The sequence below is a fragment of the Actinoallomurus sp. CA-142502 genome (genome assembly GCF_050936355.1).
GTDB lineage: Bacteria > Actinomycetota > Actinomycetes > Streptosporangiales > Streptosporangiaceae > Actinoallomurus > Actinoallomurus iriomotensis.
Genome location: NZ_JBNJMY010000001.1, coordinates 3,847,940 through 3,865,725 on the forward strand (window position 1 = coordinate 3,847,940; position 17,786 = coordinate 3,865,725).

General features: G+C 70.3%; 18 protein-coding genes and 1 riboswitch. Of the genes, 11 read left to right on the forward strand and 7 right to left on the reverse strand.

Features of this window, described 5'->3' with window-relative positions; all coding sequences use genetic code 11:
* Nucleotides 1-78: 78 nt before the first annotated feature.
* Nucleotides 79-432, forward strand: coding sequence for a HesB/IscA family protein (locus ACQEV1_RS18660; RefSeq protein WP_285617061.1), 354 nt, complete (start codon nt 79-81; stop codon nt 430-432).
* A 174-nt stretch (nt 433-606) separates the two neighbouring features.
* Nucleotides 607-1,578 carry a carbohydrate kinase family protein gene (locus ACQEV1_RS18665; protein WP_285617060.1) on the forward strand — a complete coding sequence of 324 codons (972 nt, stop codon included), beginning with the start codon at nt 607-609 and terminating at the stop codon, nt 1,576-1,578.
* A gap of 47 nt (nt 1,579-1,625) precedes the next feature.
* On the opposite strand, the gene ACQEV1_RS18670 is transcribed toward ACQEV1_RS18665, so the two are convergent.
* Together ACQEV1_RS18670 and ACQEV1_RS18675 are read right to left on the reverse strand one after the other, a co-directional pair.
* Complete coding sequence (locus ACQEV1_RS18670; protein WP_285617059.1) at nt 1,626-1,925, reverse strand: sulfurtransferase TusA family protein; 300 nt, start codon at nt 1,923-1,925, stop codon at nt 1,626-1,628.
* A 103-nt stretch (nt 1,926-2,028) separates the two neighbouring features.
* On the reverse strand, nt 2,029-3,162 hold the full coding sequence (locus ACQEV1_RS18675; RefSeq protein ID WP_433394855.1) for a cysteine desulfurase family protein: 1,134 nt from the start codon (nt 3,160-3,162) through the stop codon (nt 2,029-2,031).
* Between the two features lie 121 nt (nt 3,163-3,283).
* Between ACQEV1_RS18675 and ctaC the strand changes: the two genes are divergently transcribed.
* The 4 genes from ctaC (at nt 3,284) to ACQEV1_RS18695 (ending at nt 7,491) form a co-directional block, all read left to right on the forward strand.
* A complete protein-coding gene (gene ctaC, locus ACQEV1_RS18680) occupies nt 3,284-4,117 on the forward strand; it encodes an aa3-type cytochrome oxidase subunit II (protein ID WP_285566860.1) in 834 nt (277 codons plus the stop codon).
* Complete coding sequence (ctaD, locus tag ACQEV1_RS18685; RefSeq protein WP_285566859.1) at nt 4,114-5,793, forward strand: aa3-type cytochrome oxidase subunit I; 1,680 nt, start codon at nt 4,114-4,116, stop codon at nt 5,791-5,793. Before ctaC ends, ctaD begins: the two co-directional genes overlap by 4 nt.
* Nucleotides 5,794-5,795: 2 nt before the next feature.
* Nucleotides 5,796-6,191 (forward strand): cytochrome c oxidase subunit 4, encoded by a 396-nt coding sequence (locus tag ACQEV1_RS18690; protein ID WP_285566857.1) that lies wholly within the window; start codon nt 5,796-5,798, stop codon nt 6,189-6,191.
* 97 nt (nt 6,192-6,288) lie between these two features.
* Entirely contained in the window at nt 6,289-7,491 is a 1,203-nt protein-coding gene (locus ACQEV1_RS18695; RefSeq protein WP_285566855.1) for an Ig-like domain-containing protein, read from the forward strand.
* 68 nt (nt 7,492-7,559) lie between these two features.
* Here ACQEV1_RS18695 and trpD read toward each other — a convergent pair whose 3' ends face one another.
* Together trpD and ACQEV1_RS18705 are read right to left on the reverse strand one after the other, a co-directional pair.
* The gene (gene trpD / locus ACQEV1_RS18700; protein ID WP_433394856.1) at nt 7,560-8,609 is read right to left on the reverse strand and encodes an anthranilate phosphoribosyltransferase; all 1,050 of its coding nucleotides are present in this window, start codon (nt 8,607-8,609) and stop codon (nt 7,560-7,562) included.
* 26 nt (nt 8,610-8,635) lie between these two features.
* Nucleotides 8,636-9,043 (reverse strand): hypothetical protein, encoded by a 408-nt coding sequence (locus ACQEV1_RS18705; protein WP_285567202.1) that lies wholly within the window; start codon nt 9,041-9,043, stop codon nt 8,636-8,638.
* Between the two features lie 308 nt (nt 9,044-9,351).
* On the opposite strand from ACQEV1_RS18705, the gene ctaE reads away from it, so the two are divergent.
* The 5 genes from ctaE to ACQEV1_RS18730 all read left to right on the forward strand — a co-directional run bounded on the left by ctaE (nt 9,352) and on the right by ACQEV1_RS18730 (nt 14,739).
* Nucleotides 9,352-10,011, forward strand: a complete 660-nt coding sequence (ctaE, locus tag ACQEV1_RS18710; protein WP_349497936.1) for an aa3-type cytochrome oxidase subunit III — start codon at nt 9,352-9,354, stop codon at nt 10,009-10,011.
* 5 nt (nt 10,012-10,016) lie between these two features.
* Entirely contained in the window at nt 10,017-10,844 is an 828-nt protein-coding gene (qcrC, locus tag ACQEV1_RS18715) for a cytochrome bc1 complex diheme cytochrome c subunit (RefSeq protein WP_432705515.1), read from the forward strand.
* Nucleotides 10,837-11,898, forward strand: a complete 1,062-nt coding sequence (gene qcrA, locus ACQEV1_RS18720; protein ID WP_285566850.1) for a cytochrome bc1 complex Rieske iron-sulfur subunit — start codon at nt 10,837-10,839, stop codon at nt 11,896-11,898. The genes qcrC and qcrA overlap by 8 nt, the downstream gene beginning before the upstream one ends.
* A gap of 91 nt (nt 11,899-11,989) precedes the next feature.
* Nucleotides 11,990-13,681: a cytochrome bc1 complex cytochrome b subunit gene (gene qcrB / locus ACQEV1_RS18725; RefSeq protein ID WP_285617055.1), complete on the forward strand. Its 1,692-nt coding sequence runs from the start codon at nt 11,990-11,992 to the stop codon at nt 13,679-13,681.
* A 92-nt stretch (nt 13,682-13,773) separates the two neighbouring features.
* Nucleotides 13,774-13,858, forward strand: a riboswitch (ZMP/ZTP riboswitch).
* Nucleotides 13,859-13,881: 23 nt separating this feature from the next.
* Nucleotides 13,882-14,739, forward strand: coding sequence for a bifunctional 5,10-methylenetetrahydrofolate dehydrogenase/5,10-methenyltetrahydrofolate cyclohydrolase (locus ACQEV1_RS18730; protein ID WP_433394857.1), 858 nt, complete (start codon nt 13,882-13,884; stop codon nt 14,737-14,739).
* 22 nt (nt 14,740-14,761) lie between these two features.
* Here ACQEV1_RS18730 and ACQEV1_RS18735 read toward each other — a convergent pair whose 3' ends face one another.
* The 3 genes from ACQEV1_RS18735 to ACQEV1_RS18745 are packed head-to-tail and all read right to left on the reverse strand — an operon-like array spanning nt 14,762 to nt 17,613.
* Nucleotides 14,762-15,049, reverse strand: a complete 288-nt coding sequence (locus tag ACQEV1_RS18735) for an Lrp/AsnC family transcriptional regulator (protein ID WP_285617053.1) — start codon at nt 15,047-15,049, stop codon at nt 14,762-14,764.
* A gap of 57 nt (nt 15,050-15,106) precedes the next feature.
* Nucleotides 15,107-15,853, reverse strand: coding sequence for a rhomboid family intramembrane serine protease (locus ACQEV1_RS18740; RefSeq protein ID WP_285617052.1), 747 nt, complete (start codon nt 15,851-15,853; stop codon nt 15,107-15,109).
* Between the two features lie 8 nt (nt 15,854-15,861).
* Entirely contained in the window at nt 15,862-17,613 is a 1,752-nt protein-coding gene (locus ACQEV1_RS18745) for a DEDD exonuclease domain-containing protein (protein WP_433394858.1), read from the reverse strand.
* Nucleotides 17,614-17,786 lie beyond the last annotated feature (173 nt).

The following is a 17,786-nucleotide window of genomic DNA, read 5'->3' on the forward strand; positions in this document are numbered from 1 at the left end:
CAGCGGGTACGTTGTGGAGGAGGGAAAGCCAACAGCGACGGCCGTCATGGGACGGCCGAGCCAACCGGGAGTTCGCACATGACGGTTTCAGCCGACACCTCCACGCAGAATGGCGTCATCCTCACCGACGCCGCGGCCGAGAAGGCCAAGAGCCTGCTCGAGCAGCAGGGCGAGGAAGGCCTCGCGCTGCGTGTGCAGGTCCAGCCCGGCGGCTGCTCGGGCCTGATCTACCAGCTCTACTTCGACGACCGCGAGGTGGACGGCGACCTGGTCCAGGACTTCAACGGGCTGGGCGTCCGGGTCGACCGGATGAGCGTGCCTTACCTCTCGGGCGCGAAGATCGACTTCGTCGACACGATCGAGAAGCAGGGCTTCACGATCGACAACCCGAACGCCGGCGGCTCCTGCGCGTGCGGCGACTCGTTCCACTGATCCTCTAGCGCTTCGCCGGATCATGGTGCCCGTGTTCCCGGGATCGCCCGGGTACACGGGCATTCGGCATGTCAGGGCGCCCAGAGGCAGTAGTCTTGCCGGGTTTTGACCACAGGCTTCGAGATGACCTCGCGGCTATGACGAGGTCGCCGATCGACCGAGGAGTACGACGTCGTGCGCATCGCTGTTGCCGGTTCCATCGCCACCGACCACCTGATGACGTTTCCAGGACGGTTCGCCGACCAGCTGATCCCCGACCAGCTGCACACCGTGTCCCTGTCCTTCCTGGTGGACGCGCTGGACATCCGGCGGGGCGGCGTCGCCGCCAACATCTGCTACGGGATGGGGTGCCTCGGCCAGAACCCCATCCTCGTCGGCGCCGTCGGCGACGACTTCGCCGACTACCGCTCCTGGCTCGACCGGCACGGCGTCGACACCTCCTCGGTGTACGTCTCCCAGCTCCACCACACGGCGCGCTTTCTGTGCACCACCGATGAGGACCACAACCAGATCGCCTCGTTCTACGCGGGCGCGATGAGCGAGGCCCGGGAGATCGAGCTCCAGCCCATCGTCGACCGCGTGGGCGGCCTGGACCTGGTCCTCATTGGCGCCGACGACCCCGACGGCATGCTCCGGCACACCGAGGAGTGCCGTACCCGCGGCATCCCGTTCGCCGCCGACCCGTCCCAGCAACTGGCCCGCATGAACGACGTACGGGAGCTGATCGACGGCGCCGCGTACCTGTTCACCAACGAGTACGAGAAGTCGCTCTGCGAGCAGAAGACCGGCTGGTCGGACGAGGAGGTCCTGGAGCGCGTCGGCGTGCGGGTGACCACCCTCGGTCCGAAGGGCGTGCGGATCGACCGCGCCGGCGAGCCCTCCCTGCACGTCGACGCCGCGCCGGAGGTTCGTAAGGTCGAGCCGACCGGCGTGGGCGACGCCTTCCGCGCCGGCTTCCTCACCGCGATCTCCTGGGAGCTGTCCCTCGAACGCGCCGCGCAGATGGGCAACCTCCTCGCCGCGCACGCGCTCGAGGTCGCCGGGCCGCAGGAGTACACCCTGCACCGCCAGCAGTTCGTCGACCGCTTCGTCGAGGCGTACGGCCGCGAGGCCGCGGACGAGATCGCCGGGCGCGTCCTGAACTGAGCCTCACCCGCGGGGCGGCCCATGCCGGGTCGCCCCGTACGGCCGGGTCAGTAGTTGCGGCGTACGTGGAAGGCCCAGCCGCGGGGGAGGGTCTCCTCCCAGACGAAGTCCTGCGACTTCATCCGGCACCACGCCGGGACGTCCGTGCGGGCCGCCACGTCGTCGGCCTTCACCGCGATGATCTCGCCGACCGGCACCTCGCCGATGCGCTCGGCGAGCATGATGATCGGGATCGGGCACTTGCGGCCCAGCGCGTCGATGGTGACCAGCGCCCGGGGGCCGGTGATCACCGGGGGCGTCTCCGGAGCCGGCGTCTCCCGGACGGCGCGGCGGCGCTTCAGGCCCATATGCCGATCTCCTCGTTCATGAGCCCTCCTTCGTCGGAGGAGTGACCAGGCGCGCGTGTTTCATCGGTTCGCTCGCTCCGCTCACTCACTCGACCGGTGCCGATCAACCCGTCACCCCGCTCGTCTGGCGGAGCCTGCGCACGGCCCCGGGAAGGACCGCGAGAAAACGGTCGACGTCGGCCGCTCTGGTCCCGCGGGAGAGCGATACCCGGACATTTCCATGAGTAATCACTCCCATCGCCTCCAGAACATGGCTCGGTCGGAGAGTATCCGCCGTACAGGAACTTCCGGACGAGACCTCGAATCCCAGCCGGTCGAGCTCGGTCAGCAGCGCCTCGCCCTCCACGTACAGGCACGAGAACGTGACCAGGTGGGGGAGGCGCTCGACCGGGTGACCGATGACCTCGACGTCCTCGACCAGACGGGGCGCGCGCTCACGGATCAGGCCGACCAGCGCCGAAAGGCGCGGGGCGTCCAGTTCCATCTCCGCACCGTACGCCTCCAGAGCCGCCGCCGCTGCCACGATCGCTGGAACGTTCTCAAATCCCGGGACGCGGCGGCTCTCCCGCTCGTCCTCGGGCAGCGGCGACCTCCAGCGGGTGTTCTTGCGCACGACCAGAACGCCCACGCCGGGCGGGCCGCCCCACTTGTGCGCCGAGGCCGTCAGCAGCGACCAGCCGCCCGGGATCGGCGCCCGGCCGGCCGACTGGGCCGCGTCGACCAGCAGCGGCACCCGGGCCGCGCGGCACGCCTCGGCGACCTCGGCCACGGGCTGGAGCGTGCCGACCTCGTGGTTGGCCGACTGCAGGCAGGCCAGTGCCGTGTCCGGGCGCAGCGCCGCGGCGAACTCCTCCGGATCGACCCGCCCCGTACGGTCGACGCCCACCGTGGTGACCGTGCCGCCCTCGCGCTCGTGCCGCCCGGCGGCGTGCAGCACGCTGGAGTGCTCGACGGCGCCCACGACGAGATGCCGGCCGGCGCGGCGGCGCGCGTGCAGGGTGCCGAGCACGCCGAGGTGGATCGCCTGGGTGCCGGAGGAGGTGAAGGACGTCTCGTCGGCGCGTGCCCCGAAGGCGGCCGCGACCTGCGCGCGGGCCCGTTCGAGCAGCATGCGCGAACGGCGCGCCGAGCCGTAAAGCCGCTGGGGATCGGCCCATCCGCCCTCCAGGGCACCCAGCAGCGCCTCGCGTGCCGCCGGGTGCAGGGGTTCGGTGGACGCGGCGTCGAAGTAGGCCACGACTACGACAGTAACGGGGGTACCACCGGGGTGTCCGGGACCCTCCGCTAATGTTTCCTCCACACGTGTGAACATCGACCTGATCGCCCGAGACTCGGGCTTCATCGTGGGAAGGCAATCCGTGAGTCCGACCCGCCGTAGAGAGCGGCGTACGCCCGCGAGCGCCGCCGCGCCCGGCGCCCGCCGACGCCTGCTGACGGGCGCCGCGGCGCTGTCGGCGCTGGCGTTCGCCGCGACGGCGTGCTCCGCTGAGAAAGTGCGCCTCGGCCTGCCGACGCCGGTCACCGAGCAGGGCAAGCGCGTCCTGACCCTCTGGCAGGGGTCCTGGGTCGCCGCGCTCGCCGTCGGCGCCCTCGTCTGGGGCTTGATCATCTGGGCGGTGCTCTTCCACCGCAAGCGGTCCGATCAGCTGCCGCCGCAGGTTCGCTACAACCTGCCGATCGAGATGCTGTACACCGTCGTGCCGTTCATCATCGTCGCGGTGCTGTTCTACTTCACCGCGCGCGACGAGACGTATCTCGAGAAGCTGACGCCGGCGTCCCAGGCCAGCGACGTGACCGTCGTCAACGTGACGGCGTTCCAATGGAGCTGGCAGTTCGACTATCCGCAGTACCACACCGCGCCGATCGTCGGACAGCCCGTCTCGCCCGACGACCCGCACAAGCCGACGTTCGAGATCCCGGTCGGCAAGAAGGTGCGGTTCCACCTGGTGTCCAAGGACGTCATCCACTCGTTCTGGGTCCCGTCCTTCATCTTCAAGCGCGACATCATCCCGGGGGCCAAGACCGGTCAGGACTTCGAGGTCACCCCCACGAAGACGGGCACGTACGAAGGACGCTGCGCCGAACTCTGCGGTGTCGAGCACGGCCGGATGCTCTTCCAGGTGAAGATCGTTCCGCAGGCGGAGTTCGACCAGTTCATCTCCAGCCATAAGGCGAGCGGGAGCACGCAGTGACCACCACCATCTCTCACCCGACCTCGTCGTCGGCGGGCGCGCCCCGGCGCACGAGCAAGGGCCAGATCATCGCGTCGTGGATGTCGTCCACGGACCACAAGGTGATCGGGTACATGTACCTGATCACGTCGTTCGTGTTCTTCGGCATCGGCGGCATCCTGGCCCTGGTCATGCGCGCCGAGCTGGCCCGGCCGGGCCTGCAGGTCGTCAGCGAGGAGCAGTTCAACCAGCTCTTCACGATGCACGGCACGATCATGCTGCTGCTGTTCGCGACGCCGCTGTTCGTCGGGTTCGGCAACGTGATCATGCCGCTGCAGATCGGCTCGCCCGACGTGGCGTTCCCCCGCATGAACATGTTCAGCTTCTACCTGTTCCTGTTCGGCGGGATCATCACGATCAGCGGGTTCCTGACCCCGGGCGGCGCCGCGAGCTTCGGCTGGTACGCCTACTCGCCACTGTCGAACGCCATCCGCTCACCCGAGGTCGGCGGCGACCTGTGGATCATGGGCCTGGTGCTGTCCGGCCTGGGCACGATCCTCGGTGGCGTCAACTTCGTCACCACGATCTTCTGCATGCGGGCGCCGGGCATGACGATGTTCCGGATGCCGATCTTCGTGTGGAACATCCTGCTGACGTCGATCCTCGTGCTCATGGCCTTCCCGGTGCTGGCCGCCGCGCTGCTGGCGCTGGAGGCCGACCGCAAGCTCGGCGCGCACGTGTTCGACGCCGCCAACGGCGGCGCGATGCTCTGGCAACACCTCTTCTGGTTCTTCGGCCATCCCGAGGTGTACATCGTCGCGTTGCCCTTCTTCGGGATCATCACCGAGATCCTGCCGGTGTTCTCCCGCAAGCCGGTCTTCGGCTACATCGGCCTGGTCAGCGCGACCGTCGCCATCGCCGGCCTGTCCGTGACCGTGTGGGCGCACCACATGTTCCCGACCGGCCAGGTGCTGCTGCCGTTCTTCTCGTTCATGACGTTCCTCATCGCGGTGCCCACCGGGGTGAAGTTCTTCAACTGGGTCGGCACGATCTGGCGAGGGCATCTGACGTTCGAGACACCGATGCTGTGGTCGCTGGGCTTCCTGGTGACGTTCCTCTTCGGTGGCCTGACCGGCATCATCCTGGCCTCGCCGCCGCTGGACTTCCACCTCAACGACAGCTACTTCGTCGTCGCGCACTTCCACTATGTGCTGTTCGGCACCGTGGTGTTCGCGATGTTCGCCGGCTTCTACTTCTGGTGGCCGAAGATGACGGGGAAGAAGCTCAACGAGTTCTGGGGCAAGGTCCACTTCTGGCTGCTGTTCATCGGCTTCCACACGACCTTCCTGGTCCAGCACTGGCTGGGCGCCGAGGGCATGCAGCGGCGCGTCCCCGACTACGCCAAGCAGTTCACCGGGCTCAATGAGGTCTCCAGCATCGGCGCGCTGATCCTGGCGATCTCGATGCTGCCGTTCCTGTGGAACGTCTACATCACCGCCCGCAGCGGCGAGCGGGTCCACGTCGACGACCCGTGGGGCTACGGCAACTCGCTCGAGTGGGCGACGTCCTGCCCGCCGCCGCGGCACAACTTCACCGCGATCCCGCGGATCCGCTCCGAGCGGCCCGCGTTCGACCTGCACTACCCGCACAGCGACGCCAAGCCCGCCGTGACGGCCGGTGCCGGAACGGAGGACTGACGATGAAGGTCGAAGGTTACCTGTTCGTCGGCTGCGCGCTGTTCTTCGCGGTGATGGACGTCATCTACTGGCTGTGGTCGCACGACCCGACCGGCACCACCGCGCTGGCCCTGACCGTGGGCCTGGCCGGGCTGGTCGGCTTCTACCTCCTGTTCACCGGCCGCCGGGTGGGTCCGCGGCCGGAGGACGACAAGGAGGGCGAGATCGCCGACGGCGCGGGCGAGCTGGGCTTCTTCAGCCCGCACAGCTGGTGGCCGCTGTTCGCCGCCGCCGCCGCGGCCACGGCGTCGCTCGGCGCGGTCATCGGCTGGTGGCTGCTGATGATCGGGCTGCTCGCGGTGGTCCTGGCCGCGATCGGATTCGTGTTCGAGTACTACCGGGGTCACTTCTCGCACTGAGGAACCCCAAGAAACGGTCACGAGGGCCGGTGTCGCCGAGAGGCGGCGCCGGCCCTCGTCGCATACTCGCCACGAACACTCACGGGTGGGGGTGCGTATGCGACGAGGGGCGGCCGCCGCCGGCGTGCTCCCGCTCGCCGTCCTGCTCGGGGCCTGCGCCCATCGGACTCCCGCGACGCGCCCGCCGGCCGCGGTGACGGTCCTGCCGGCGCAGGGAGCGAGCGCCGTGCCGCCGGACGCCCCGGTGAGCGTCCGGGTACGCGACGGGCGGATCCGCTCGGTCACGCTGGCCGACGGCGGGCGCCTGGAGGGGCGGACCAGCGCGGACGGCACCCTGTGGTGGCCACGGTGGGCGCTGACCCCCGGCCGCTCGTACACGCTCGTCGTCACGGTCGCGGGCGCCGACGGCCGCGTCGGCTCGGTCCGGAGCACGTTCCGTACGCGCCGGGTGGCGCACACGATCGGCGCGACCGTCGCCGCCCCGGAGCCCGGCGCCACGGTCGGGGTGGGAATGCCGATCATCATGCGCTTCGCGGAGCCGGTGCGGAACCGCACCGCCGTCGAGCGATCCCTGTCGCTGTGGACGTCGACGCCGGTGACGGGTGCGTGGCACTGGACCTCTCCGGCAGAGGTGATCTTCCGCCCACGCGAGTACTGGCCGGCGCACACCCGCGTACGCCTGCTGGCGCACCTGTCCGGCCTGCGGCTGGCAGGGGCCGCGTACGGCGCTGAGGACGTCGCCAGGGACTTCGCGGTCGGTGACGCGCACATCACCGTGGCCAGCGCCCGCAGCCACCACCAGGACGTCCGGGTGAACGGCCACAGAGTCCGCCGGATGCCGATCAGCATGGGAAAGGGGACGCGGCTCAAGTACACGACCACGAGCGGCATCCACCTGACCATGGAGAAGAGCCACCACGTCGTGATGGACTCGGCGTCGGTCGGCTGCCCGCCGGGCTGCCCGGACCACTACCGGCACGACGTCTACTTCGCCGTCCGGATCTCCGACAGCGGCGAGTACGAGCACAGCGCGCCGTGGTCGGTGGGGGACCAGGGCAGCCGCAACGTGAGCCACGGCTGCATCAACCTGGGCCCGCGCGACGCCCGCTGGTTCTTCCGCCAGACCCAGCCGGGAGACGTGGTCCAGGTCACCGGCACCCGCCGGCGCCTCGCACCGGGGAACGGCTGGGGCTTCTGGCAGCTGTCGTGGCCCGAATGGCTGTCCACGAGCCGCCTGGGCCCGTCGTACGGCCAGGGCATGCCCGCCCCGGCCCAGCCGCCCACGCTCACCCCGCGCTGAGGCCGCGCGACGCCCGACGAGGCCGCCACGACCAGGGGCGTCCCGCCGCGGACGGCGGTGGGTTCGCGTCAGGCGGCCAGGCGCTGAGTCAGTTCGGTCCAGCGGTCCAGGAGGGCCGCGGCGCTGCCGGAGTCGATGGCCTCCAGAGCGCGCGTGTACGCCGCTGTCATGGCCTCCGTGAGCCGCTCCGCGGGTGGGGCGCCGTCGCCCGCCACGAGCGCCGCGGCCGCGTTGAGGGCCACGATGTCGCGGACCGGTCCGGTCTCTCCGCCCAGCACCGCGCGTGCCACGCGGGCGTTGTGGCGGGCGTCCGCGCCGCGCAGGTCGTCCGGGGTCGCGCGGGGGATGCCCAGGTCGGCCGGGTCGAAGACGGTCTCGGTCGCCGTGCCGTCGCGGACCACCCACACGACCGACGTCGAGGTGGTGGTCAGCTCGTCCAGGCCGTCGTCGCCGCGGAACACCAGCGACGAGCAGCCGCGTTCGGCGAAGACGCCCGCGATGACGCCCGCCATGCGGGGGTGGTACACCCCGACCGCCTGGGCCGTGGGGCGGGCCGGGTTGGCCAGCGGGCCCAGGAAGTTGAAGATCGTCGGGGTGCCCAGCTCGCCGCGCGTACGCGCGGTGTGCTTCAGGGCCGGGTGGTACAGGGGCGCGAAGCAGAACGTGATGCCGATCTCGTCGGCGACACGGGCCGCGGCGGCCGGCGACAGGTTGATCACGACGCCGAGCTCTTCGAGCAGGTCGGCGGCGCCGCAGGAGGAGGACGCGGCCCGGTTGCCGTGCTTGACCATCCGCGCGCCCGCGGAGGCGGCGACGATCGCGCCCATGGTCGAGATGTTGACCGTGTGGGCCTGGTCGCCGCCCGTGCCGACGAGGTCGACCGCCGGGCCGGGGACGGTGATCGGCGTGGCGTGGGCCAGCATGCCCGTCGCGAGGCCGGTGACCTCGGCGACCGTCTCGCCCTTCGCCCGGAGCGCCACCGCGAAGCCCGCGATCTGAACGTCGCTGGCCTGGCCCGACATGATCTCCTGCATCGCCCAAGTGGTCTCGTCCGCCGACAGCGACTGCCCGTTGAGCAGCGCGTCGATCAGGGCGGGCCACGTCGTACGCGGGTCCATCCGGACGCTCCCTGGCGGCTATCGGGTTATCGGCGGGACAGCTCGGAGCCGGGTCCGGCCTGCCGCTTGCGCACCAGCTCGGCCACGCCCTCGGCGAGGGCGACGGCGTCGATGGGCTGGCTCGCGACGGCGTCGGCGCGCGACCAGGTGGCCAGCCAGCCGTCGTCGCGGCGGGCGATCAGGACCATGATCGGCGGGCAGTTGTAGATCTCGTCCTTGGCCTGGCGGCAGATGCCCATGCCACCGGCGGGCTGCGCCTCGCCGTCGAGCACGGCAACGTCGATGTCGCCCTTGTCGAGACGGGCGAAGACCGCGGGCTCGGTGGCGATCTCGACGTACTCCACCTCCGGGAGCCCGGCGGCGGGCCGCCGGCCGATCGCGAGGCGCACCTGCGTACGAGTGTTCGCGTCGTGGCTGTAAACAAGGATCTTCATCGTGGACTGCGGCGCGGAGGCCCCGGCGGTCAGGCCGAGGAGGGAATGCGCCTCCCCCTTCCGAAAGGACATGGTCGCGCCGCCGCACTGCCGGCGCCTGCGAGCCGGGTGATCACCGATCAGGCGATGACGCCCCGCGCACGTAGCGATGCTACCGGGCGCGACACGGCCCGTACGACCGGCCGGGCGCCAGGACCGGCCCGCAACGGAATGTTCCGGCGAAAACCGCCTGGAAGAGCCCTCGTGGCGGCGATCGGGGCGCGCCTGATGGGGGGTCCTGCGTCACCTACTCGGCAGGTGCCGTAATAATGCTTGCCGTGGCAACAGTATCCGCGACTGACAGCGCAGCACCCCGCACCCGCGCCAACCGGCCCAACCTCGTGAGTGTGGGCACGATCGTGTGGCTGTCGTCCGAGCTCATGTTCTTCGCGGCGCTGTTCGCGATGTACTTCACGATCCGGTCGGTGACCGTCGGAGACGGCGGCAAGTGGCCGGAGGCGAACCTCGACGTCCCGTACGCGTCGGTGAACACCTTCATCCTGCTGATGTCCAGTGTGACGTGCCAGCTGGGTGTGTTCGCGGCCGAGCGGGGCCAGGTCGGGCGCCTCGGAAGCATCGTGAACATGCGCAAGTGGGGCCTGCGCGAGTGGTACTTCTTGTCGTTCCTCATGGGCGCGGTGTTCGTCGCCGGGCAGCTCAACGAATACCGCTCGCTGATCCATGAGGGCACCACGATCTCGTCGAGCGCGTACGGATCGGTCTTCTACTTGACCACGGGCTTCCACGGTCTGCACGTGACCGGTGGCCTCATCGCGTTCCTGTTCATGCTCGGGCGGACGTACGCCGCGAAGCGCTGGACGCACGAGCAGGCGACCAGCGCCATCGTCGTGTCCTACTACTGGCACTTCGTCGATGCGGTGTGGGTCGGGCTGTTCTTCACGATTTACATCATCGAGCTGTTGCAATGATCCAGATGGGACCCTCTTCCGTGAAATGGTTCACCGCATGGCGCCGGCGCCCGTGGGCGGGCTACGCCGTCGTGCTGGCCGCGCTCGCGATCATCGCTGTCGCGTACGCCGGTGTCTCCTCGGGAGGCGATCGCGCGCAGGCGTCTGACACCCAGGCGTCGGCGCAGGACATCGCCAAGGGCAAGGAGCTTTTCAACCAGACCTGCTCGAGCTGCCACGGCGCGAACGCCCAGGGCACGCGCACGGCGCCCAGTCTGATCGGCGTCGGCGCGGCGTCCGTGGACTTCCAGGTCGGTACCGGCCGGATGCCCGCGATGAACCCCGGCGCGCAGATTCCGCGTAAGAAGCCGGTCTTCAACGAGGAGCAGACCCGCCAGATCGCGGCGTACATCGCCTCGCTCGGCGGCGGGCCGGCGGTCCCCTCCAGCGACCAGGTCGACCCGAAGACCGGCGACGCCGCGCTCGGCGGCAAGCTGTTCCGCGCCAACTGCGCCCAGTGCCACAACTTCGCCGGGTCCGGGGGAGCGCTCACGGGCGGCAAGTACGCCCCGCCGCTGGACAAGGCGACGCCCACGCAGATCTACGAGGCCATGGTGACCGGCCCGCAGGCGATGCCGGTCTTCAACGACACGACCATCACGCCGGCGCAGAAGCGCGCGATCATCGCGTACGTCACGCAGACCCGCAGTGAAGTGAACCCGGGTGGCAACGGCCTGGGCCGTGTCGGCCCGGTGGCCGAGGGCCTCGCCGGCTGGCTGGTCGGGATCGGTCTGATGGTCGTCGCAGCCGCGTGGCTCACCGCCAGGAAGCCCAAGAAGAAGCACAATGACTGACAACAACGAGACCAGCGGCGCGACCCCGGAAGAGGAGAGTCGCGTACCCAAGCGTGTGATCGGCACCCCGTCGCCGGCCGGCACTCAGGAGCTGCTTCCCGAGGAGAAGGCCAAGGAGGGCGGCAACGCCTACGTGCTCGACGAGACGAAGGCACGCAAGGCCGAGCGCGTCGCGGCCGCCTTCTTCACGCTCAGCTTCCTGGCCGGCATCGCGTTCATCGTGTTCTACGCCGTCTGGCCGGGCCACGTGGGCAACATCGACCGGGCCGCCCGGTCGAACTACACCCTCGGCACCGCGCTGACGGTCGTCTTCCTCGGGCTCGCGGTCGGGATGACCATCTGGGTGCGTCACCTGGTGACCACCAAGGAGATCGTCCAGGAGCGGCACGCGCTGTCCTCGACGCCGGAGGACCGCCAGGTCTTCAACCAGTACTTCCAGGAGGGCACCGACGAGAGCGGCCTGCTCAAGCGCCGGCTGCTGCGCCGCACGCTGCTGCTCGCCGCCGCGCCGCTCGGCCTGCTCCCGCTCATCCTGCTGCGCGACCTCGGCCCGCTGCCGGAGAAGAAGCTGCGCCACACGGCCTGGAAGCAGGGCACCCGCCTCGTCGTCGACGGCACCGGGCAGCCGCTGAAGGCGGCCGACTTCAACTCTCCGGGCGGCATCATCACGGTCGTCCCGGAGGGCTCCGAGGACAACCTCAATGAGATCGCGACGAGCACGGTCCTGCTGCTGAACCTCCCGGAGGACCAGCTCAAGGTCAAGAAGGGCCGGGAGAACTGGAACGTGGGCGGCATCGTCGCCTACTCCAAGATCTGCACGCACGTGGGCTGCCCGGCGGCCCTGTACGAGCAGACCACGCACCACATCCTGTGCCCGTGCCACCAGTCGACCTTCGACGCGCTTGACAGCGCCAAGGTCATCTTCGGCCCGGCGGCCCGTCCGCTTCCGCAGTTGCCCATCGGCGTCGACTCCGAGGGTTACCTCATCGCCGCGAGTGACTTCCACGAGCCGGTCGGCCCGAGCTTCTGGGAACGCGGGAGGCCGAAGGTATGAACGACATGACCCTCACCCCTGCACGCATCCGATGCGACGGCTCGCGGCACGCACCGATCGGTGAACCGCGCGGCGAGCGAGGAGCGGCGAAATGAGCACGACGACACCTCCCAAGGCCATCGACGGCGCGATTGGTTTCGCCGACGAACGCTTCGCCACCGCCGGGTTCCTCCGCGGCAAGATGAAGAAGGTCTTCCCCGACCACTGGTCGTTCATGCTGGGCGAGATCGCGCTGTACTCGTTCATCATCCTGCTGCTCAGCGGCACCTTCCTCACGCTGTGGTTCAAACCGAGCATGTCCGAGGTCGTGTACCACGGCAGCTACACGAAGCTCAACGGCGTCAGCATGAGCGAGGCGTACAGCTCGACGCTGCACATCAGCTTCGACGTCCGCGGTGGCCTGCTCATGCGCCAGATCCACCACTGGTCGGCGATCCTGTTCCTCGGGTCGATCATGGCGCACATGCTCCGGGTCTTCTTCACCGGCGCCTACCGCAAGCCGCGTGAGATCAACTGGCTCATCGGCATCACGATGTTCACCGTGGCCATCCTCGAGGGCCTGTTCGGTTACTCACTGCCGGACGACCTGCTGTCCGGCACGGGTCTGCGCATCACCCAGGGCGTGCTGCAGTCGATCCCGATCGTCGGCAGCTACCTGTACTTCTTCGCCTTCGGGGGCGAGTTCCCCGGCCAGGACTTCATCCCACGGCTCTACACCGTGCACGTGCTCCTCATCCCGGGCATCCTGCTGGCGCTGGTCGCGGCGCACTTCATGATCCTGTGGTTCCAGGGGCACACGCAGTTCCCGGGTAAGAACCGGGAGGAGAAGTCCGTGATGGGCAAGCCGTTCTACCCGGTGTTCCTCATCAAGACCACCGCGTTCTTCGTCTTCACCTTCATGGTCGTCGCCCTCCTGGGGACGTTCGCTCAGATCAACCCGATCTGGCTGTTCGGTCCGTACACCCCGGACTCCATCACGGCCGGTTCACAGCCCGACTTCTACATGGGCTTCCTCGAGGGCGCGCTGCGCATCATGCCCAACTGGGAGACGAACCTCTGGGGCCACACGGTCTCCTGGAACGTCCTGGTGCCGGCGCTCGTGCCACTGGGCCTGATCATGACGGGGGCCGCCGTCTGGCCGTTCGTCGAGCAGTGGGCGACCGGCGACCGGCGCATCCACCACATCGCCGACCGGCCGCGTAACGCGCCGTTCCGCACCGCGGTCGGCATGGCCGCCGTCGCCTTCTACGGGCTGCTGTGGCTGGCGGGAGGCAACGACGTCCTGGCCGACAAGTTCCACATCTCGCTGTACCAGACGACGTGGTTCTTCCGCTTCGCGGTCTTCATCGGCCCGGTCATCGCCTACATCGTGACCAAGCGCATCTGCCTGGGCCTGCAGCGCAAGGACGCGGCGGAGTACGGCCACGGCGTCGAGTCCGGCATCATCAAGATGCTGCCGAGCGGCGAGTTCATCGAGGTCCACGAGCCGGTCAAGGACGACGCCGAGGCGGTCCTCGCGAGCAAGCCGGCGGCGCCGGCGCTCATCGCGGGGCAGGAGGAGGACGAGAACGGCATCCCGTCGCCGGCCTCCCGCGGTCCGCTCGGCCGGGCCCGCCGGGCGCTGAACGGCGCCTTCGCGGCCGACGACATCCCGATCGGCAACGGTCACGCGGCCGGTCACGGCCCTGGTGAGCCCGGTGCGCCGGGCGACGACGACGGTGACGCCGTCGTCAAGCACCCGGAGACCGAGGGCGGCGAACACCGCGAGCTCAGCCGCGGCTGACCCGTACGTCCCGAAGGCCCGTCACCGCATCGCGGTGGCGGGCCTTCGGCCGTGAGCGGGCCGCTCGGGGGCGGGAACGGCTACGCTTGTGCCCTGCGGGCCGTGACTGGCGCTGAAGGTGGAGTCACCACCGGGGAGCGGCCCGGACACCGAGTGCCGTGCGCCTGGGCCGATCCACCGTGACACCCAGGAGCGACCCGATGTCCACGACGCACAGCGCCCGTCTCATGGACGGCACCGCCCTCGCCCGTCGCATCACCGAGCGCACCACCGCACGCGCGGCGGCGGTCACCCGGCGGCGCGGCACGGCCCCGTGCCTGGTCACCGTGCTGGTCGGCGATGACCCCGCCTCCGTGACCTACGTCCGGATGAAGCGCGCCCGGTGCGAGTCGGTGGGCATCACCTCCCGCCACGTTCCGCTGCCGGCCGCCACGACGACGGCAGAGCTGGTCGCCACGATCACCGCTCTGTCGGAGGACCCGGGCGTGGACGGCATCCTCCTGCAGCATCCGGCCGGGCCGCACATCGACGAGCGGGCCGCGTTCGAGGCGATCGACCCGGCCAAGGACGTCGACGGCGTCACCATGCGGTCCTTCGCCGCGATGAGCTTCGGCCTGCCGGGCTTCGTGTCCTGCACGCCCGGCGGGATCATGCGGCTGCTGGAGGAGTACGAGGTCGACCTCGCGGGCCGGCACGCGGTCGTCGTCGGCCGGAGCGCCATCCTGGGCCGGCCGGCCGGGATGCTGCTGCTCGGCCGCGACGCGACGGTCACGTACTGCCATTCCCGTACCGCCGACGTGGGGGCGCTCGTGCGGGAGGCGGACGTCGTCGTGGCGGCCGTGGGACGGCCGAGGTTCGTCCGGGGCGAGGACGTCAAGCCCGGCGCGGTCGTCATCGACGCCGGCTACAACGCGGGCAACGTCGGCGACGTCGACTTCGAGACGGCGAGGACCCGCGCGAGCCTCATCACCCCGGTGCCCGGCGGCGTCGGCCCGATGACCATCGCCGTCCTGCTCGAACAGACCGTCGAGGCGGCGGAGCGAAGCCTGCCCGCCTGACCGACCGTCGAGCGGCAGGGGCTCAGTCGGCGTCGGGGAGGCCGAGCGCGAAGGCGGCCTCCAGGTCGTGCTGGGAGTAGGTGCGGAAGGCGATGTGGGTCTCGGTGTGCGTGACCCCGGCGACCTTGTTGAGGCGGCCCGGGATGACGTCGGCGATCTGCTCGTACTGGCGGACCCGCACGAGCGCGACCAGGTCGAACTCGCCCGTCACCGAGTAGACCTCGCTGACCCCTTCGAGCCCGGCGATGGTCTCGGCGACCTCGGGGATGCGCGAGACGTCGGCCTTGATGAGCACGATGGCGGTGATCAAGAGGTCCTCCTGCGATAGGTCGAGCCGGCCGTGGCGGAAAGCCTAGTAGAGCGGTTTTCACCGCCAGCTGAGGGCCGCCGACTTGCGGGCGAAGCCGCCTCGTCGTACGAGCAGGCCGCAGATCATCCCCGCGACGAACCCGTAGATGTGCGCGACATAGGCGGTCTGGCTCTGGTCGCCGAGGCTGAACCACTGGAACACGAAGAACTGCACCAGCAGGGTCCAGGAGGGCAGCCGGAACGGCAGAAACGACAGGACCAGCGCGATCGTCTTCGAGCGCGGGTAGAGCACCAGGTGGGAGCCGAGCACGCCGGCGATCGCCCCCGAGGCCCCCACCAGCGGCGTCATCGAGCCGGGGTAGGTCACGGCGAAGCCGTACGCCGCGATGTAGCCCACGAGCAGGTAGAAGAGGAGGAACCGCAGGCGGCCCAGCCGGTCTTCGGTGGCGGCGCCGAAGATGAACAGGTAGACCATGTTGCCGAGGATGTGCGTGACGCCGCCGTGCAGGAACATCGACGACAGCGCGGACAGCCATGGGCGCTTGTGGTACGGCGCGGGGTGGCAGGCGGAGGCGACCTCGTCCGGCACCGGCGCCTGCCGGTCGTCGATCATCTCCTTGGGGATCGCGCCGTACTTGAGCAGGAACGTCGTCTGCTCGCAGTTGCGCTGGAGACGGCTCTCGCCGCCGTGGCCGATCGAGGCGATCGGCGAGAGGAGGAAGACGACGACGTTGACCGCGATGAGGAGATAGGTGACCAGCGGCGCGCGCCGTGTCGGCTGGTTGTCGTACAGCGGCAGCGCCACTCCCACTCCTAACGCGTCGGCCGTCCGGCCCGGTCAACCATACGGGAATCGGTGTCGCGATACGCGTCGTCGATCCAGCGCCGCACGCTCTCGGCGCCGTGGGCCGGGCAGCTCCACGTGCCGTCCACCTCGACCAGGCGTACGCCGGGGGAGTCGAGCCAGCGCAGGACGCACTCCATCTCCTCCGCGGAGGCCCGCGGCGCGGCGCCCGGACCGGGCCGTACGGTCTCGGCCGTGGCGACGAGCGCCTCGACGTAGGGCATCGGATGGGCGTAGGGCGGGACGGTGCCCGCGGCGGCGAGCCGGCCGTGCCGTACGACGTGCAGCTCCCAGCCGCCGTCGAAGGCGGGCCGGGCGGCGACGAGCTGGGCGATGCCGGCGAGGGAGGACAGCCGCTGGCAGCGCGCCGCCCCCCGGACGAAGGCGGCCAGCCGGTCGCGGAGGGCGGCGGCCTCCTCGTAGCGGAGCTGCTCGGCGAGCCGGTCGATGCGGGCGCGCGCCGCGGTCACCACCGGGCGGACGTCGCCGGTGAGGATCGCGCGGGCGTGGGCGGCGTGCTCGGCGTACGCCTCGGGGCTCTGCCGTCCCTCACAGGGAGCCCCGCACCGGCCGAGCTCGCCGAGCACGCACGTGCCGGCCCGGCCCTCGGAGATCACCCGCACGGTCAGCCGTTGCGTGCACTGGCGCAGCGGCACGGCGTCGTGCACGGCCGCGCGGGCCTCCTCGGCGACGCGCGTGCTGCCGAACGGGCCCAGGTAGACGCTGTCGTCGTCGCGCACCTCGCGGACGATGGACAGCCGGGGGAACGGCTCGGAGGTCAGCTTGAGCCACACGGCGCGCTCGGGATGGCGCGAGCGGCGGTTGTAGCGCGGCTTGTGCGCGGCGATCAGGCGCAGCTCGCGCACCTCGGCCTCCAGCGCGCTGGCGCAGACGATGGTGCGCACCCGCTCGGCGATGCCGATCATCTCGCGGATGCCCCGGCGCGTCTCGGAGGCGGTGAAGTAGGAGCGGACGCGCGTGCGCAACCGGCCGCTCTTGCCGACGTAGAGCGGCTCGCCGCGCGCGTCCTCGAAGATGTAGACGCCCGGCGAGGCCGGCACCGCGTCGGCGAGGTGGCGCTTGCGCCGCTGCTCCGGCGTCGGGGCCCGGGAGAAGCTCATCAGCTCCTCCAGCGACTCCACGCCGAACGCGCCGGCGCGCTCGAACAGCCCGTGCAGCACGTCGACCGTCGCCTTGGCGTCGGCGAGGGCCCGGTGGCACGGCTCGGTGGCCGTACGGAAGAACCGGGCGAGCGTGGACAGCTTGCAGTTGGGCACCTCGTCGCGGGTGAGCAGCCGCCGCGCCAGGTCGGCCGTGTCGACGACGGCCGGCGCGGGCCAGGGACGCTCCTGCGCGGCGCACGCGGCCTTGAGGAAGCCCATGTCGAACGGCGCGTTGTGCGCCACCAGCACGGCTCCGCGCGCGAACTCCAGGAACGCCGGCAGGACCTGCTCGACGGGCGGCGCCGCGACGACCATCTGCTGGGTGATGCCGGTCAGCACGGTGATGAACGGCGGGATCGGCATGCCCGGGTCGACGAGCGTGCCGAACTCGCCCAGAATCTCGCCGCCGCGCACCTTCACCGCGCCGATCTCGGTGATGGCGTCGTCGCGTGCCGACCCGCCGGTGGTCTCCAGGTCGACGACCACGAAGGTCACTCCGATGAGGGGGGTGCCGAGATCGTCGAGGGTGCCCTGCACGGCAGGGCCAACGGGGGCCATGGCTGGCACCGTACGGGCGGGCACCGACAAGCCGGCCCCCGCGACGCCTCTCGGGAGGGGCCGGCGACGAGGCGCGGGGCATTCGTCGGAGGATCGCCTACTCCGGGGTGTCCTGCCGTCTACGCTGGGCAGCGACGGCGGTACGGGCGAGCCGGCGGTATGTTCGCCGGACG

Coding starts and splice junctions, on each gene's coding strand:
- qcrB (WP_285617055.1), top strand. CDS start 11,990: ATGAGCACGACGACACCTCCCAAGGCCATCGACGGCGCGATTGGTTTC.
- qcrA (WP_285566850.1), top strand. CDS start 10,837: ATGACTGACAACAACGAGACCAGCGGCGCGACCCCGGAAGAGGAGAGT.
- ACQEV1_RS18695 (WP_285566855.1), top strand. CDS start 6,289: ATGCGACGAGGGGCGGCCGCCGCCGGCGTGCTCCCGCTCGCCGTCCTG.
- ACQEV1_RS18670 (WP_285617059.1), bottom strand. CDS start 1,925: ATGGGCCTGAAGCGCCGCCGCGCCGTCCGGGAGACGCCGGCTCCGGAG.
- ACQEV1_RS18730 (WP_433394857.1), top strand. CDS start 13,882: ATGTCCACGACGCACAGCGCCCGTCTCATGGACGGCACCGCCCTCGCC.
- qcrC (WP_432705515.1), top strand. CDS start 10,017: ATGGGACCCTCTTCCGTGAAATGGTTCACCGCATGGCGCCGGCGCCCG.
- ACQEV1_RS18660 (WP_285617061.1), top strand. CDS start 79: ATGACGGTTTCAGCCGACACCTCCACGCAGAATGGCGTCATCCTCACC.
- ACQEV1_RS18690 (WP_285566857.1), top strand. CDS start 5,796: ATGAAGGTCGAAGGTTACCTGTTCGTCGGCTGCGCGCTGTTCTTCGCG.
- ctaE (WP_349497936.1), top strand. CDS start 9,352: ATGCTTGCCGTGGCAACAGTATCCGCGACTGACAGCGCAGCACCCCGC.
- ACQEV1_RS18705 (WP_285567202.1), bottom strand. CDS start 9,043: ATGAAGATCCTTGTTTACAGCCACGACGCGAACACTCGTACGCAGGTG.
- trpD (WP_433394856.1), bottom strand. CDS start 8,609: ATGGACCCGCGTACGACGTGGCCCGCCCTGATCGACGCGCTGCTCAAC.
- ACQEV1_RS18745 (WP_433394858.1), bottom strand. CDS start 17,613: ATGGCCCCCGTTGGCCCTGCCGTGCAGGGCACCCTCGACGATCTCGGC.